This window comes from Agromyces sp. Y782, from assembly GCF_059445405.1.
Genome location: NZ_JCAIUG010000002.1, coordinates 1,046,917 through 1,061,596, shown reverse-complemented (window position 1 = coordinate 1,061,596; position 14,680 = coordinate 1,046,917). Strand labels below are relative to the sequence as shown.

At 67.3% G+C, this 14,680-nt stretch carries 12 protein-coding genes and 1 tRNA gene; 10 read left to right on the top strand and 3 right to left on the bottom strand.

Annotation, left to right across the window (positions count from 1 at the left end):
* The first annotated feature begins 2 nt into the window (after positions 1 to 2).
* Together AC1C2S_RS19165 and dnaG are read left to right on the top strand one after the other, a co-directional pair.
* Positions 3 to 1,259 carry a deoxyguanosinetriphosphate triphosphohydrolase gene (locus AC1C2S_RS19165; RefSeq protein ID WP_495354185.1) on the top strand — a complete coding sequence of 419 codons (1,257 nt, stop codon included), beginning with the start codon at positions 3 to 5 and terminating at the stop codon, positions 1,257 to 1,259.
* A 55-nt stretch (positions 1,260 to 1,314) separates the two neighbouring features.
* Positions 1,315 to 3,192 carry a DNA primase gene (gene dnaG / locus AC1C2S_RS19160; RefSeq protein ID WP_495354184.1) on the top strand — a complete coding sequence of 626 codons (1,878 nt, stop codon included), beginning with the start codon at positions 1,315 to 1,317 and terminating at the stop codon, positions 3,190 to 3,192.
* Between the two features lie 6 nt (positions 3,193 to 3,198).
* Here the strand turns inward: dnaG and AC1C2S_RS19155 are convergent, their stop codons facing one another.
* From AC1C2S_RS19155 to AC1C2S_RS19145, 3 genes are all read right to left on the bottom strand, one after another.
* Positions 3,199 to 3,765, bottom strand: coding sequence for a TlpA family protein disulfide reductase (locus AC1C2S_RS19155; protein ID WP_495354183.1), 567 nt, complete (start codon positions 3,763 to 3,765; stop codon positions 3,199 to 3,201).
* A complete protein-coding gene (locus AC1C2S_RS19150) occupies positions 3,762 to 4,265 on the bottom strand; it encodes a hypothetical protein (RefSeq protein WP_495354182.1) in 504 nt (167 codons plus the stop codon). Before AC1C2S_RS19150 ends, AC1C2S_RS19155 begins: the two co-directional genes overlap by 4 nt.
* Before the next feature lie 131 nt (positions 4,266 to 4,396).
* Positions 4,397 to 6,517: a metallopeptidase domain-containing protein gene (locus tag AC1C2S_RS19145; RefSeq protein ID WP_495354181.1), complete on the bottom strand. Its 2,121-nt coding sequence runs from the start codon at positions 6,515 to 6,517 to the stop codon at positions 4,397 to 4,399.
* 449 nt (positions 6,518 to 6,966) lie between these two features.
* On the opposite strand from AC1C2S_RS19145, the gene AC1C2S_RS19140 reads away from it, so the two are divergent.
* From AC1C2S_RS19140 to AC1C2S_RS19105, 8 genes are all read left to right on the top strand, one after another.
* The gene (locus AC1C2S_RS19140; RefSeq protein ID WP_495354180.1) at positions 6,967 to 8,598 is read left to right on the top strand and encodes an ABC transporter substrate-binding protein; all 1,632 of its coding nucleotides are present in this window, start codon (positions 6,967 to 6,969) and stop codon (positions 8,596 to 8,598) included.
* A 98-nt stretch (positions 8,599 to 8,696) separates the two neighbouring features.
* The gene (locus AC1C2S_RS19135; protein ID WP_495354179.1) at positions 8,697 to 9,788 is read left to right on the top strand and encodes an ABC transporter permease; all 1,092 of its coding nucleotides are present in this window, start codon (positions 8,697 to 8,699) and stop codon (positions 9,786 to 9,788) included.
* 1 nt (position 9,789) lies between these two features.
* Positions 9,790 to 10,863 carry an ABC transporter permease gene (locus AC1C2S_RS19130; RefSeq protein ID WP_495354178.1) on the top strand — a complete coding sequence of 358 codons (1,074 nt, stop codon included), beginning with the start codon at positions 9,790 to 9,792 and terminating at the stop codon, positions 10,861 to 10,863.
* A complete protein-coding gene (locus AC1C2S_RS19125) occupies positions 10,860 to 12,548 on the top strand; it encodes an ABC transporter ATP-binding protein (protein ID WP_495354177.1) in 1,689 nt (562 codons plus the stop codon). The genes AC1C2S_RS19130 and AC1C2S_RS19125 overlap by 4 nt, the downstream gene beginning before the upstream one ends.
* Positions 12,548 to 13,405: an ATP-binding cassette domain-containing protein gene (locus AC1C2S_RS19120; RefSeq protein ID WP_495354176.1), complete on the top strand. Its 858-nt coding sequence runs from the start codon at positions 12,548 to 12,550 to the stop codon at positions 13,403 to 13,405. Before AC1C2S_RS19125 ends, AC1C2S_RS19120 begins: the two co-directional genes overlap by 1 nt.
* Before the next feature lie 94 nt (positions 13,406 to 13,499).
* A tRNA-Asn gene (locus AC1C2S_RS19115) sits at positions 13,500 to 13,572 on the top strand.
* Positions 13,573 to 13,649: 77 nt separating this feature from the next.
* Positions 13,650 to 14,375, top strand: a complete 726-nt coding sequence (locus AC1C2S_RS19110; RefSeq protein WP_495354425.1) for an AzlC family ABC transporter permease — start codon at positions 13,650 to 13,652, stop codon at positions 14,373 to 14,375.
* A complete protein-coding gene (locus AC1C2S_RS19105) occupies positions 14,372 to 14,677 on the top strand; it encodes an AzlD domain-containing protein (protein ID WP_495354175.1) in 306 nt (101 codons plus the stop codon). The genes AC1C2S_RS19110 and AC1C2S_RS19105 overlap by 4 nt, the downstream gene beginning before the upstream one ends.
* Positions 14,678 to 14,680: the final 3 nt, after the last annotated feature.

The window sequence follows — 14,680 nt, the reverse complement described above, 5'->3', positions numbered from 1 at the left end:
GCGTGCGCGAACGACTCTTCGGCGGATACGAACCCGCCGATACCGAACGCTGGCTCCCCGAACAGCACTCCTCGCGGCGCAGCGACTTCGCTCGCGATCGTGCGAGGCTCCTGCACTCCAGTGCGCTCCGCCGGCTGGCGGCCAAGACCCAGGTGCTGAGCCCCACTGCGGGGCTCGACTTCGCGCGCAATCGGCTCACGCACTCGCTCGAAGTGGCCCAAGTCGGTCGAGAGCTCGCCGAGAGTCTCGGGCTCGACCCCGACGTCGTCGACACCGCTTGCCTCGCGCACGACCTCGGCCACCCGCCCTTCGGCCACAACGGCGAGAAGGCGCTCAACACGTGGGCGATCGACGTCGGCGGATTCGAGGGCAACGCGCAGACGCTGCGACTGCTCACGAGGCTCGAGCCGAAGGTGTTCGGCCCCGACGGTCGCAGCTACGGCCTCAACCTCACGAGGGCGAGCCTCGACGCGAGCTGCAAGTACCCGTGGCCCGAAGAGACGAGCGTCGCCGACCCGTCGGGCCGGGCGAAGTTCGGCTTCTACCAGGGTGACGTCGAGGTGTTCCGTTGGCTCCGGGCCGGCGCACCCGAGCGGAGCCTCTGCATCGAGGCGCAGGTCATGGACCTCTCCGACGACATCGCCTACTCCGTGCACGACTTCGAAGACGCCGTGGTCAACGGCTACATCGACGTCGCCGCTCTCGGCGCACGCGTCGATCACGATGGCCTCGTCAGCTCGATGTACGAGTGGATCGGCGGGTCCATCGCCCACGACGAACTGATCGCGGCGTTCGATCGACTCGATTCGCTCGACGGTTGGCTCGACACCTGGGATGGCAGTCGCCGCGACCAAGGCCGTCTGAAGAACCTCACGAGCCAGCTCATCGGTCGCTTCGCGCACGCTGCGACCGCAGCGACTCGGGCGGCGTTCCCGGTCGCGAGCCTCATCCGATTCGACGCCGACGTCGTCGTGCCGCGCGAGATCCAGGCTGAGATCGCGGTACTGAAGGGCATCGTCGCGGCATTCGTGATGTCGCGCAACACCCGGCAGCCGATCTATCACCAGCAGCGGGAGGTGCTCACCTCCCTCGCCGACACGCTCCTCGAAACGGGCGAGCAGCACCTCGACTCGGGGTTCGCCGAAGACTGGCGAGCGGCCGCAGATGATGTTGCGCGCAAACGCGTCGTCGTCGACCAGGTCGCGAGTCTCACCGACCAATCGGCTCTCGCTTGGTACGAGCGCCTCGTGCAGCGCTGAGAACCGATGCCGTCGGCCGGCCGTCGGGACTTCCGGGCGAACTAGGATGAGAACCATGGCGGGCCGAATTCGACAGAGCGATGTCGATGAGGTGAAGGCCCGAACCAACATCGCCGACATCGTGGGCGAGCACGTCAATCTGAAGTCCGCCGGCGTCGGGTCGATGAAGGGGCTCTGTCCCTTCCACGACGAACGCAGTCCGAGCTTCCATGTGCGGCCTGGGCTCGGCTACTACCACTGCTTCGGCTGCGGCGAGTCGGGCGACGCGTACACGTTCCTGCAGCGAATGGACCACGTCTCCTTCACCGAAGCCGTCGAGCGGCTCGCAGGGCGCATCGGGCTCGAACTGCACTACGAAGACGGCGGGCAGGCCTCCGATCACGGCAACCGAGCTCGTCTGCTCGCCGCGAATCAAGCCGCTGCCGAGTTCTTCACCGAACGACTCGGCACGCCCGAGGCCGAGGTCGGTCGCCGGTTCCTCGGCGAGCGCGGGTTCGACGCCGAGGCGGCGAAGCGGTTCGGCGTCGGCTTCGCGCCGAAGAGCTGGGATGCGCTCACCGACCATCTGAAGGGCCGCGGGTACACGAGTGATGAGCTCGCGGCATCCGGCCTCGTTTCGCAGGGCGATCGTGGCATATACGACCGTTTCCGCGGCCGACTCGTCTGGCCGATTCGCGACGTCACCGGGCAGACCGTCGGCTTCGGCGCCCGGCGGCTGCTCGACGACGACAAGGGCCCCAAGTACTTGAACACCCCCGAGACCGCGGTCTACCACAAGTCGCAGGTGCTCTACGGCCTCGATCTCGCCAAGCGCGACATCTCCAAGTCGCGCCGGGTCGTCGTCGTCGAGGGGTACACCGATGTCATGGCCTGCCACCTCGCCGGCGTCACGACCGCGATCGCCACCTGCGGCACCTCGTTCGGCGTCGACCACATCAAGGTGCTGCGCCGAGTGCTCGGCGACGACTCGGGCCTCGGCGAGGTCGTGTTCACCTTCGACGGCGATGCCGCAGGCCAGCAGGCCGCGATGCGCGCCTTCGGCGAAGAGCAGCGCTTCGCAGCCCAGACCTTCGTCGCGGTCGCTCCCGACGGGCTCGACCCGTGCGACCTGCGTCTCGCTCGAGGCGACGCTGCGGTGCGCACCCTCATCGACTCGCGCACGCCGATGTTCGAGTTCGTCATCAAGCACACCCTCGCTCGCTACGACCTCGAAACAGTCGAGGGGCGGGTCGCCGCGCTTCGAGCGGCGGCGCCGATCATCGCCGAGATGCGCGACCCAGCGGCTCGCCCCGGGTACACGCACCAGCTCGCGCGCATGCTCGGCGTCGAACTCGCCGAGGTGACGCGCGCCGTGCGATCGGCATCGAGTCGCACGAAGCCGGCGGGGGAGCGGGGCGGGTCGCCGGCGCCCGCCACGGCCGGCGGTGGCGCGGCAGTCGCGACGGATGTCCCCGAGCGCCCGTTCTCGATCACCCAACTCCCGACCGACCCTGCCACCCGCCTCGAGCGCGATGCACTCCAGGCGATGCTGCAGTACCCCGACGCGGTCGGAGCTGAGCTGCTGCGTCACGCCGTCGACAGCCGCTTCGGCAATCCGTCGCTCGCCGTCATCCGTGATGGAATCGCCTCGGTGCTGGCCACCCCTGATACGGCGGTGCGTGTCGATCGTGTCATCGCCGAGGTGCCCGCGCCCTTCGCGGGCCTCGTGCAACAACTCGCGGTCGCCCCCGTGCCGCAGCGCAGTGAGGGCGAGCTCACTGCGTACGTGCAGGCGGTCGTGAGTGCGCTCGTCGATCGCGAGCTGCTGCGACAGAAGTCCGAGCTGCTCGGGCGCCTGCAGCGCACCGATCGTGCCGATCTCGCAGCGTACGGCACGCTGCAGCGCGCTCTCGTCGAGATCGAGACCGAGCGTCGAGCCCTTCGCGCGGAGTAGCGTGGGTCAGTCGTCGCCCACCACGATGCGATCGAGCTGCTCCCTGAGCTTCACCCCATCGGCGCCGGCGGGCCAGAGCTTGACGAGGTGTCCTTCAGCGTCGATGAGTGCGGTCATGGGCGGTTCGGTCACCGCGTAGGAGCGCCAGATCTGAAGTTCAGGATCGACGAGCACCGGCTGATCGACGTGATGCTCGTCGAGGTAGCTCGCGAGGGCCTCCCCATCGGTATCACCCGAGACTTGCGCGATGGCGATCATGTCGCCGTACTCCGAGTCGATCTCCGAGAGAACGGACTGTTGTTCAGCGCAGCTCGAACACCAGCTGGCCATGAACTGCACGATCAGGGGTCGGCCGGCCGCGAGCGTCTCGACGTCGACGGGTGTGTCATCGATGAGCGCACCCTCGAGGGCCGGGGCCGCGGGGCCGACCATGCCGGTTGCGTATGAGGCGCCCTCGGGCAGCGGCCCCGGCAATTGAGCGGCGCCCCCTCGAGGGCCGCTCGTGCAGGCGGCCAGGGCGAGGACGAGTGCGGCGACGGTGCCGATCATCGCGATCGGTCGCATGCCGGTCATTCTGGTCCTTCCGATCGTTCTGGTTCTTCGATGGCGGGGTCGAGCTCGGCGAGTGCGGGGACGAACACCATCGTCGCAGCAGCATCCGCTCGATGTTCGGCGACGACGTGGCCGTCGATGCTCACCCGATAACTCACGCCGTCTTCGAGTTCTGCGGCGCCGAGCTGGAAGCGGCAGAAGGTCGGGATGCGCGGTGCGTTCCCGTAGTCGATCTCGTCGACCTTCACGGCTTCGCCATCGTCGAGTACAGCCCCGAACGCTTCGTCACCGTTCTCGTCGAGCAAGGTCAGCTCGGCACCCTTGTGGAACTCGAGGTACGGCCTCGCGCCTGAGCACGAAGCGCCGAGCTCTCGGAGGTGACCATCGCGGACGACGAGTTCGAGCACACCGCCATCGGCGGCGGAATCGTCGGCGCCGCGTGAACTCGCGCACGCGGTGAGCGCGAGGGCCGGCAACAGGAGTGCGAGGCACAGTGCCGAACGTCGGACGGACGTGAACAAACGTTGCCTCCTCGTGCCCGTCAGTGCGGCGGGCGTGGTGGGTGGTGCAGGTGCGGGGGTGCCGACGCCGAACGGGGCGGCGCAGAACGGGAGTGGTTCCCGTTCTGCGCGCCCCGATCGGCGCGGTCGACTCAGCGGCCGTTGCCCGGTGCGTCGAGCTCGCAGGTGATCGTCTCGGTCGCCGAGGTGTCGTTCTCCGACGTCGCGGTGATCGTGACGGTGGCATCCCGGGCGGCGTCGGCACCGCGCGATGCATAGACCGGTACGGAGATCGTCTCCCCGGCCGTTGCGGTGACGATGCTGCTCGGCGTGTGCACCGACCAGCCGCGGCCCTCGATCGAGGTCGCGAGGCGATAGATGTCGCTGTTCGCCTTCGCATCCTCGACCGCGCCACCCGTGTTCGTCAGCGGAACGGCGCACTGCGCGATCGCGATGCCGTTCGCCTGCGCCTGCCCGTGCATGGAGGCGAGGTGACCGTTGACGACGGCCTTGCCGAGGTCGACGCCACGGGCTTGCGGCCCGGCGTTCACCGTCGAACGCACGGCGACGTCGTAGGCGAGGATGCCGTCGTCGTCGCGCTGCACGTTCACGACGTAGAAGTGCAGTCCGTTCGCAGTGTCGACGTGCTCGTACTCCGAGCCGGAGTCATTGCCGGCGTGGAAGAGCCCGTCGTTCAGCTGGCGCTGATCGCCTCGTGTGATCATGATCGGCGTGCCGTCGGGACGAACGTAGTCGACCGTCGCGATGTCCTGCGGGTTCGCGTCGATCGCCCAGATGAAGGGGTTGCGATCCCGGTTCTTCGTCTTCGCGATCATCACGCCGTGGTCGGGCTGGAACGAATCGGTGCCCATCTGGTCGATCACTTCCACGGTGTAGTTGTCGAAGGAACCGCCGTCGCAGTCGAACTGGGCCTGCCGGGTGCACGTGCCGGTCGAATCATCCGCCGCAGCCGCGCTCGGCTTGTCGAACACCAGGTTGATGCCGGTGAGTTCACCGGGACGCATGATGGCGCGCGAGACGACGTTCGTGACGATCGAACCGAGCGAATCGAGTTCGCTCTCCTGGAGGTTCAGGTAGTTCGACTCATCGATGATGCCGAGGTTGATGCGATTGCGCAGCGCGACGCCCGAGGGCTGGGATCCGCCGGCGACCGACGGGACACTCCATCGTTCGTGCGTGCCGCCCGGGCCGTTGAACGTTCCTCTGGCCAAGATGTCGAACGGTCCGCTGGTGTCGCGAAGCGGCCCGCCGTCGGCGGCTTCGGTACCGTACGGATTCCCGTAGTTGTCGGAGATGCCGAGGATGTGCGAGAACTCGTGGGCATAGGTTCCCATGCCCGACGACTCCGCCTGCGTCGAGTTGCCCGCCCGCCCGTTCGAGGCGAAGTTGGCGTTCGGCCAATGGTTGACCGCAGCCGCCCATGAGGTCCACGGAACGTAACGGGTCTTCGCCCAGTTCGCCATCGGCGCGCCGTTCTGGTCGAGGGCGATGCCGTTCTCGTCACGAGGAGGTCCGAAATCGTCGGTGACGTCTTCGGGGTTCTCGAACAGCATCTGACCGAACTCCTCCCACGTCGCCGACTCGTCGTGCCCGGCGGTGACGTAGAAGACCTGGTCGAACTGGGTCAGCGGATCCGTGCTGCCGATGTCGGCGCCCCAGAGTGCGAGCGCGTCGGTGCGGATGTTCTTGTCGCAGCTTTCGCCCTGTGGGCAGAACGCGGCGTTCGGCTTGTTGAACGAATCGTTCAGGCCGTACTCCTCGATGTTGCCCGGCAATTGGTATGGGCCGAATGCCTCCATCTGCACGCTGAGACGGCCGCCGGACTGCTCCATCCAGTACTCGTTGATGGTGTGGCCGTGGTTGAGCTCACTCGGCTTGTTGAGCAGGTCGAGGTAGAAGCCGGGCACGTCTTCTCGGTCGAGCCCGTTGGCGAGGCCGGAGGGATCCCCGAAGGCGTGCGTGCCTTCCGGCTGCGTCACGAGGAACGGCTGGTTCTCGAAGTCGACGAGCACGATGGCGCCGTTGAACTGCCGGTCGGAGCCCTCGGCGTCGTTGGCCCAGTCGGTGCCGGGGACGCCGACGTAGTCGTCCCAGGTCATGTCGTCCATGTTCTCCCAGCTCTGGGAGTCCACCGGATCGAGGACGTCGGGGTCGAAACTGCCGGGCGGGGCGGCCATCGCAGCGCCGTTCGAAACCGTCGCGAGCACGATGGCGCCCGCGGCCGCGACGAGCGCGACGGTCGTTCGCCTCATGCCGGTTCTGCGCCCGGCCTCGAGTCGTTCCATTGGGTTGTGTCGTGTCACTGCCAACCTCCCGATCGTGTTCACGGGCGATGCGGCCCGCTCCCAATCCTGTGAAGCGGTGTGAATCCGCTGACAAGATGATGTGCAGGAAGCCTCCCATCGCGAGTCCGCTGAGCGACAGACGTCAGTACATTCCGAAGAGTGGGGACTTCCGATCGGTATTGTTCGGAATTGTTGAACATTACGGTCCGATAACTTTGGGTTCTCCCTCAAGGTCGCCGTGCTACCTCTTGAAGGGTCTCCCGTACGCGCGGTGGGGCGCCCCCATCTCACGTCATGAGTGCGGGGAATGAGCAACCCGGTTCGTCCCGCTCGGGACCCGAACGTCCCGGTCTCACACAGCCCGGCAGCCGCCTCACGGCGGTCGTGCCGAAACCCATAGGAAGAGGTAGACGGATATGACATCCGCATCCAAGAACGGCCGGCGCAGCCTCGTCGCCGTGGCCGGTCTCTCGGTCGCAGCCCTGGCACTTGCCGGCTGCTCCGCCGGCGCCGGTGGCGAAAGCGCCTCGGGCGACTCGATCACCGTCGGCACGACCGACAAGGTGACGACGCTCGACCCGGCCGGCTCGTACGACAACGGCTCGCTCGCAGTGCAGACGCAGGTCTTCCCGTACCTGCTGAACACCGACTACCAGAACACCGACGTCGTGCCCGACCTCGCCGAGACCGCCGAGTTCACCGCACCGACCGAGTACACGGTCACGCTGCCCGAGGGCCTGAAGTGGGCCAACGGCAACGACCTGACGGCCGACGACGTGAAGTTCTCGTTCGACCGTCAGATCGCGATCGCCGACCCCAACGGCGCCTCGAGCCTGCTGTACAACCTCGACAGCACCGAGGTCGTCGACGACACCACCGTCGTCTTCCACCTGAAGGCCGAGAACGACCAGGTCTTCCCGCTGATCCTCACGAGCTTCCCGGGTGCGATCGTCGACGACGAGGTCTTCGCCGCCGACGAGCTGACCTCTGATGACGACATCGTCGCGGCGAACGCGTTCGCAGGCCCGTACACGATCGCGAGCTACGACTTCAACACCCTCATCTCGTTCAAGAAGAACCCCGAGTACAAGGGGCTCCTCGCCGAGGCGAAGACCGACACCGTCAACCTGAAGTACTACGCCGAGTCGTCGAACCTGAAGCTCGACGTTCAGGAGGGCAACATCGACGTCGCATACCGGAGCCTCTCCGCGACCGACATCGACGACCTCAAGGGCAACGACGCGGTGAACGTCGTCGAGGGCCCCGGTGGCGAGATCCGTTACATCGTCTTCAACTTCGACACGCAGCCCTACGGCGCGAAGACCGCTGAGGCCGACCCGGCCAAGGCACTCGCCGTTCGTCAGGCCGTCGCCGACCTCATCGACCGCGACGAGCTCGCGGAGCAGGTCTACAAGGGCACCTACACGCCGCTGTACTCGTACGTTCCCGCCGGCATCGCGGGTTCGACCGAGCCGCTGAAGGAGCTCTACGGTGACGGTGCCGGTGCACCCGACGCCGACAAGGCAACCGCCGCGCTCGAGGCCGCCGGGGTAACTACGCCGGTCGAGCTGAACCTGCAGTACTCGAACGACCACTACGGCCCGTCGTCGGCCGACGAGTACGCGCTCATCAAGGACCAGCTCGAGGCGAGCGGCCTGTTCACGGTGAACCTGCAGACCACCGAGTGGGTGCAGTACTCCGAGGACCGCACGTCCGACGTGTACCCGGCGTACCAGCTCGGCTGGTTCCCCGACTACTCCGACGCCGACAACTACGTCACGCCGTTCTTCCTGATCGAGAACTTCCTCGGGAACCACTACGTGAACCAGGAAGTCAACGACCTGATCATCAAGCAGGCATCGGAGCCCGACCCCGCCGCGCGCACCGCGCAGATCGAGGAGATCCAGCAGAAGGTGGCGGGCGACCTGTCGACCGTGCCGTACCTGCAGGGTGCCCAGGTCGCGGTCACCGGTACCGACGTTGAAGGTGCAGACGACACGCTCGACGCGTCGTTCAAGTTCCGCTACGCAGCGCTGTCGAAGGGCTGAGCCGACTGAACGGCTAGAGTCTCCTCAACGCAAGGAACGGGTGGCCCGCTCTCCGGAGCGGGCCACCCGCATTCCAGCTCACACCCGATTGGCGAACATTGACCTCAACGACGACGGCGCCCGCCAGCAGTGCGTCTCCTGAAAAACGGCGACCGCCGAAATCCTCCGGTGGCGGCCTCGGCCGATACATCATCGTGCGGGCGCTCCTCATCATCCCGACGGTGTTCATCCTCGTCACCCTCGTCTTCGTGCTCATGCGCTCGACCGGAGACCCGATCACCGCCGCGCTCGGCGGCCGGCTCACCGCCGACCAACTTGCCGAGCGCATCCACGCGGCAGGCTACGACCGACCGATCATCGTGCAGTACCTCGAGTACATCGGCCAGTTCTTCACCGGCAACTTCGGCACCACGATCACCGATCATCGTCCGGTCACCGAGATCCTCGTCACCTACGGCAGCGCGACCCTCGAGCTCGCGTTCTATGCACTGCTCGTCGCCTTCGTCGTCGGCATCCCGTTGGGCCTCGTCGCCGCGTACTTCCGCGACAAGGGTCAGGATGCCGCGTTGCGCGTGTTCGCCATCCTGTGCTACGCCACCCCGGTGTTCTTCGCCGGACTTCTGCTGAAGCTCGTCTTCTCCGTCTGGCTCGGCTGGCTGCCGGTGGCCGGGCGCGCTTCCGTCAGCGCGCAGCTCCAAATGGAGTTGCTGCCGAACAACACGGGCCTGTACACGATCGATGCGATCATGACGGGCAACCCGGCGGTACTCGGCGATGTGCTCGCCCACGCGGTGCTTCCGGCGATCGCGCTCGGCCTGTTGACTGCCGGCGTGTTCCTGCGGCTCGTGCGCACGAACGTGATCGGCACGCTCTCGACCGATTACGTCGATGCGGCGCGATCGCGCGGAGTCAGCGAGTACCGGCTCGTGCAGAAGCACGCGTACCGCCCCGCGCTCATCCCGATCATCACGGTCATCGGACTGCAGATCGCCCTCCTGCTCGGCGGCGCAGTGCTCACAGAGACGACGTTCGAGTGGAACGGGCTCGGGTTCCAACTGGTCGAATACATCCAGGCGCGCGACTTCGTCGCGGTACAGGGCATCGTCGCCCTGCTCGCCGTGATCGTCGCGCTCACCAACTTCATCGTCGACATCATCGCGGCGCTCATCGACCCGAGGGTGAGGTACTGACATGTCGACCGACACCGTCATCCGGGCGCCGAAACGGCGCCTCCGCGACCGGCTGCCCGTCGTGCACCAATTGCGCCAGAGCGTCGGCCTCCAGCGCGGCATGCTCGTCGCCGGCCTCGTGCTGACCGTCCTCTTCGTGCTGGTGGCGATCTTCGCGCCCCTGATCGCCCCGTACGGCTTCGCACAGCTGCGCGACGCCGAGGGGCCGTTCGGAAGCCAGCAGCCCCCGTCGGCCGAGCATCTCTTCGGCACGACGGTCGGCGGCTACGATGTGCTGTCTCGAGTGCTGTGGGGTGCGCAGACCGCGATCCTCGTGATCATCATCGCCGTCATCCTCTCGATCTTCGCGGGTGTGCTGCTGGGGCTCGTCTCCGGATACTTCGGCGGCTGGCTCGACCGCCTTCTCGTCGTGGTCTGCGACGCCATCTACGCCTTCCCCTCGCTGCTCCTCGCGATCGTCATGGCGATCGTGATCTCGGGAGGCCAGTCGAACCTGTGGGGCGGCGTGTTCGCGGCCGCGATCTCGATCACGGTCGTGTTCATCCCGCAGTACTTCCGCGTGATCCGCGCCGAGACGGTGCGCATCAAGGCCGAGGCTTACGTGGAGTCGGCGAAGGTGCTCGGCGCCTCCAACAGCCGGGTCATGTTCCGTCACGTGCTGCGGAACGCGACGCGCACACTCCCGCTCATCTTCACCCTGAACTCGTCAGAGGCCATCCTCACCCTCGCGGGCCTCGGCTTCATCGGCTTCGGTATCGAGCCGACCGCGGCCGCTGAGTGGGGCTACGACCTCAACAAGGCCCTGTCCGACGTCTCGAGCGGCATCTGGTGGACCGCGCTGTACCCCGGTCTGGCCATCGTGCTGGTCGTGCTCGGCATCACCCTTGTGGGCGAGAGCCTGAACGACCTCGCCGATCCGCGACTGCGCGGGCGACGCCGGGTGGCGCAGTCGTCGGGTGAGGTCGCAGAGACATCCGTCGTACCCGGCGGCACACTCACAGCCGGCCCGGGCGGCTTGTCGGGGCTCGAAGACGGCGAATCATTCGACGAGCACGGAATCGAGGTCCGGTCATGAGCACGGTCGTCAGCATCGAAGGGCTCGGCGTCTCGTTCGCCACCGACGCAGGCGCGGTCAAGGCCGTCGACGACGTGTCGCTCACGGTCGCCCGAGGTGAGGTTCTCGCGATCGTCGGTGAGTCGGGCAGCGGCAAGACGGTCACGGCGAAGGCCATTCTCGGGCTCCTGCCCGAGACTGCCACGGCCAGAGGCGCGGTCATCCTCTCCAACAAGGCGGGCACCGCCGAGCACGATGTCGTCTCGCTCTCGAAGAAGCAGTTGCGCAGCGTCAGGGGCACGGATGTCGCGATGGTGTTCCAGGAGCCGTCGAGCGCCCTGAACCCCGTCTACACCGTCGGGTGGCAGATCATCGAGGGGCTCCGCGCTCACACCAAGATCTCCAAGAAGGACGCACGCGCGAAGGCGGTCGAGATCCTCGGCCGCGTCGGCATCCCCGATCCTGAGCACCGTGTCGACCACTACCCGCACCAGTTCTCGGGCGGGCAGAAGCAGCGCGTCGTCATCGCGATGGCGCTCGTGCTCGACCCGGGTCTGATCGTCGCCGATGAGCCGACCACCGCGCTCGATGTCACGGTGCAGGCCGAGATCCTCGACCTGCTGCGTCGCTGCCGCGATGAGTTCGGCATGGGCATCGTGCTCATCACCCACAATATGGGTGTCGTTGCAGATCTCGCCGACCGGGTCGCGGTGATGTACCAGGGCAAGGTCGTCGAAGAGGCAGATGTCGAGACGCTCTTCGCCTCGCCGCAGGATGAGTACACGAAGGCGCTGCTCGCAGCGGTGCCGTACGTGGGCACCGGCACGGCGAGTGCGATCGACCGCGCCGAACAACGACCGTCGGATTGGGCCGACCAGGCGCCGGTCGTCGAGGCATCCGGTCTCGAGATCGTCTACCCGGGCCGGTTCGGCCGTTCGGGCTTCCGAGCCGTCGATGGAGTGGACTTCGTCATCCGCCCGGGTGAAGTGCTCGGCCTCGTGGGGGAGTCGGGATCGGGCAAGACGACGATCGGGCGTGCTATCGCCGGTCTGACGAAGATCACCGGCGGTTCCCTCCGCGTGCTCGGGCACGAGATGAACGACGTGCGCGAGCGCGAGTTCCGACCGTTGCGCAGCCGCATCGGCTTCGTCTTCCAAGACCCGGCGTCGAGCTTCAATCCGCTGCTCACGATCGCCGAGTGCGTCGCCGAACCGCTCGTGATCCACGGCCGGGCGTCGAATCCCGGCGCTGCGCGCGCCCGGGTCGACGAGCTGCTCGAGGCCGTGCAGTTGCCGCGTGCGTACGGTGACCGCTATCCGCATGAGCTCTCGGGCGGACAGCGGCAGCGTGCCAGCCTCGCCCGGGCGCTCGCGCTCGAACCCGAACTGCTCATCGCCGACGAACCGACCTCGGCGCTCGACGTCTCGGTGCAGGCTCGCGTGCTCGAACTGTTCGCCGAACTGCAACGCGAGTTCGGCTTCGCGTCGCTGTTCATCAGCCATGACCTTGCGGTCGTCGACTTGCTCGCCGACCGTATCGCGGTGCTCTACCGGGGCTCGCTGGTCGAGGAGGGCACCGGAGCCGAGGTGCTCGGCGCGCCGAGCGACCCGTACACTCAACGGCTGCTCGCCTCGCTGCCGGTGCCCGATCCGGTCGCTCAGGCCAGTCGACGGGAAGAACTCCGTCGACTCCGGGAGACCGTCTGATGCGTGGCGCCGCCCACGGGTTCCCGATCGTGCTGAGCGATCTCTCGGTCGAGTACCCGGCGCACGGTGCGAGCCCCGCGTACGTGGCCCTGCACGGGCTCACCCTCACGATCGCTCCCGGTGAAGTGCTCGGTCTGCTGGGCAGTGCCGGCAGCGGCAAGAGCACTCTCGCGAAGGTGCTCTCGGGCGCGGCGTTCGAGACTCGAGCCGGTGAGGGCCGAGCCGTCATCACCGGCGGCGACGCGACCGTGCTCGGCCAGTCGCTGCGGGGAATCCCGAAGCGGAAGGTGCCCGAGTACCGGTTCCACGTCGGGTATCTCCCTCAGGATGCCGCATCGAAGCTGCCGGCCGACCGGAGCGTTTCCGAGATCATCGCGGAGCCGATCCTCGAGCGCGATCGTCGCTACAACGCGCGCGCCCTCGCCACGAGGGTCGCGACGATGCTCGACGGTGTGCGGCTCTCGCTCGGCATGCTCGACAAGTACCCGTACGAGCTGTCGGGCGGGCAGCGGCAGCGCGTGGCCCTGGCACGCGCGCTCGTGCTCGGTCCGGCGGTGCTGGTCGCCGACGAACCGACCGCGGGCATCGACCTCACGGTGCGCGATGCGGTCGCGCAGCTGATCGGCGAGCTGCGGGATCAGCACACGTTCTCGGCGATGATCATCAGCCACGACCTGCCCGTGCTGCGAAGCACAGCCGACCGCATCGCCGTGCTCGACAAGGGCAAACTCGCCGCGATCGGCACGATCGACGAGGTGCTCGACGATCCGCGGCATCCGTACGTCATGGCCCTGGCCGGGGCGCTCGACGCCGGTCATGCCGTGACCGACGACCTCGATCTGGGTCCCTCGGCATGACGGATGCCGGACCTGGGAAGTTCACGACGCTCGAACCGGCCTCGAATTGGGAGTCGGGGCATCTTTTGCTAGAGTATTGACGCTGAACAAGCGATCCTCCATAGCTCAATTGGCAGAGCAATCGGCTGTTAACCGGTAGGTTCTTGGTTCGAGTCCAAGTGGGGGAGCAGTGAGGGCCGTCCGGGCATCCGGGCGGCCCTTCGTCGATGCGGGAGGTCTCGTGGACGAGCACGCAGATGCTGCGATGCCGCCTTCCGAGCCTGCCGAGACGATGCGGGCGGTGCGTTCTGGCGCGGTTCGAGACAGCCTCGCCGTCGGTCTCGCCACCGCGGTCTACGGCATCTCGTTTGGGGCTCTCTCGGTCGCAGCCGGGCTCGATGTCTGGCAGACCTGCTTCCTCAGCCTCGTGATGTTCACCGGCGGCTCCCAGTTCGCGCTCGTCGGCGTACTCGCGGGCGGTGGCGTCGCCGCGGGCGGCTCGGCGATCGCCACCGCCGCGATGCTCGGCATCCGCAACGTGGTCTACGGCATGCGTATGAAACCGATCGTCGACGGTGCCGACGGCGGTGGCGTCTGGCGGCGCATCGCCGCAGCATGGATCACCATCGACGAATCCACGGCGGTCGCCCTTGCACAATCGAGTGAGCGCGGTGCGCGCATCGGGTTCTGGGTCACGGGCGTCACGATCTTCGTCGGCTGGAACCTCACCACACTCGCCGGTGCGCTCATCGGCGACGCGCTCGGCGACACGAGGGCGTGGGGGCTGGATGCCGCGGCCGCAGCAGCCTTCCTCGGGCTGCTCTGGCCACGCCTGAAGCGCTTCCAGGCAGGGGCGGTCGCCGTGGCGGCCGCAGTCGTGGCCACGCTCACGACACCGGTGCTGATGCCCGGCGTGCCGGTGCTCGTCGCCGCGGTGGTCGCGGTCATCGCTGGCTGGTTCGACCTCTTCAACCGGAGGCGTGCATCGTGACGACCTGGCACATCATCCTCATCGCGACGGCCGCGACGCTGGCTCTCAAACTCGTCGGCCACTTCGTGCCGGCCGGATTCCTCGAACGCGAGCGGCCCGCGCGCATCGCGGACCTGCTGACCGTCGCGCTGCTGGCTGCGCTCATCGCGGTGCAGACACTCGGGGTCGGCCAAGAGATCGTCATCGACGCACGCGTCCCCGCGGTGATCGTCGCTGCCGCGCTGTATGCGCTCAAAGTGCCGTTCGTCGTGGTCGTCGCCGTCGCCGCAGCGGTGGCGGCCGGCATCCGTGCATTCGTGTGAATC

Coding starts and splice junctions, on each gene's coding strand:
- dnaG (WP_495354184.1), top strand. CDS start 1,315: ATGGCGGGCCGAATTCGACAGAGCGATGTCGATGAGGTGAAGGCCCGA.
- AC1C2S_RS19155 (WP_495354183.1), bottom strand. CDS start 3,765: ATGACCGGCATGCGACCGATCGCGATGATCGGCACCGTCGCCGCACTC.
- AC1C2S_RS19145 (WP_495354181.1), bottom strand. CDS start 6,517: ATGAGGCGAACGACCGTCGCGCTCGTCGCGGCCGCGGGCGCCATCGTG.
- AC1C2S_RS19140 (WP_495354180.1), top strand. CDS start 6,967: ATGACATCCGCATCCAAGAACGGCCGGCGCAGCCTCGTCGCCGTGGCC.
- AC1C2S_RS19130 (WP_495354178.1), top strand. CDS start 9,790: ATGTCGACCGACACCGTCATCCGGGCGCCGAAACGGCGCCTCCGCGAC.
- AC1C2S_RS19125 (WP_495354177.1), top strand. CDS start 10,860: ATGAGCACGGTCGTCAGCATCGAAGGGCTCGGCGTCTCGTTCGCCACC.
- AC1C2S_RS19120 (WP_495354176.1), top strand. CDS start 12,548: ATGCGTGGCGCCGCCCACGGGTTCCCGATCGTGCTGAGCGATCTCTCG.
- AC1C2S_RS19110 (WP_495354425.1), top strand. CDS start 13,650: ATGCCGCCTTCCGAGCCTGCCGAGACGATGCGGGCGGTGCGTTCTGGC.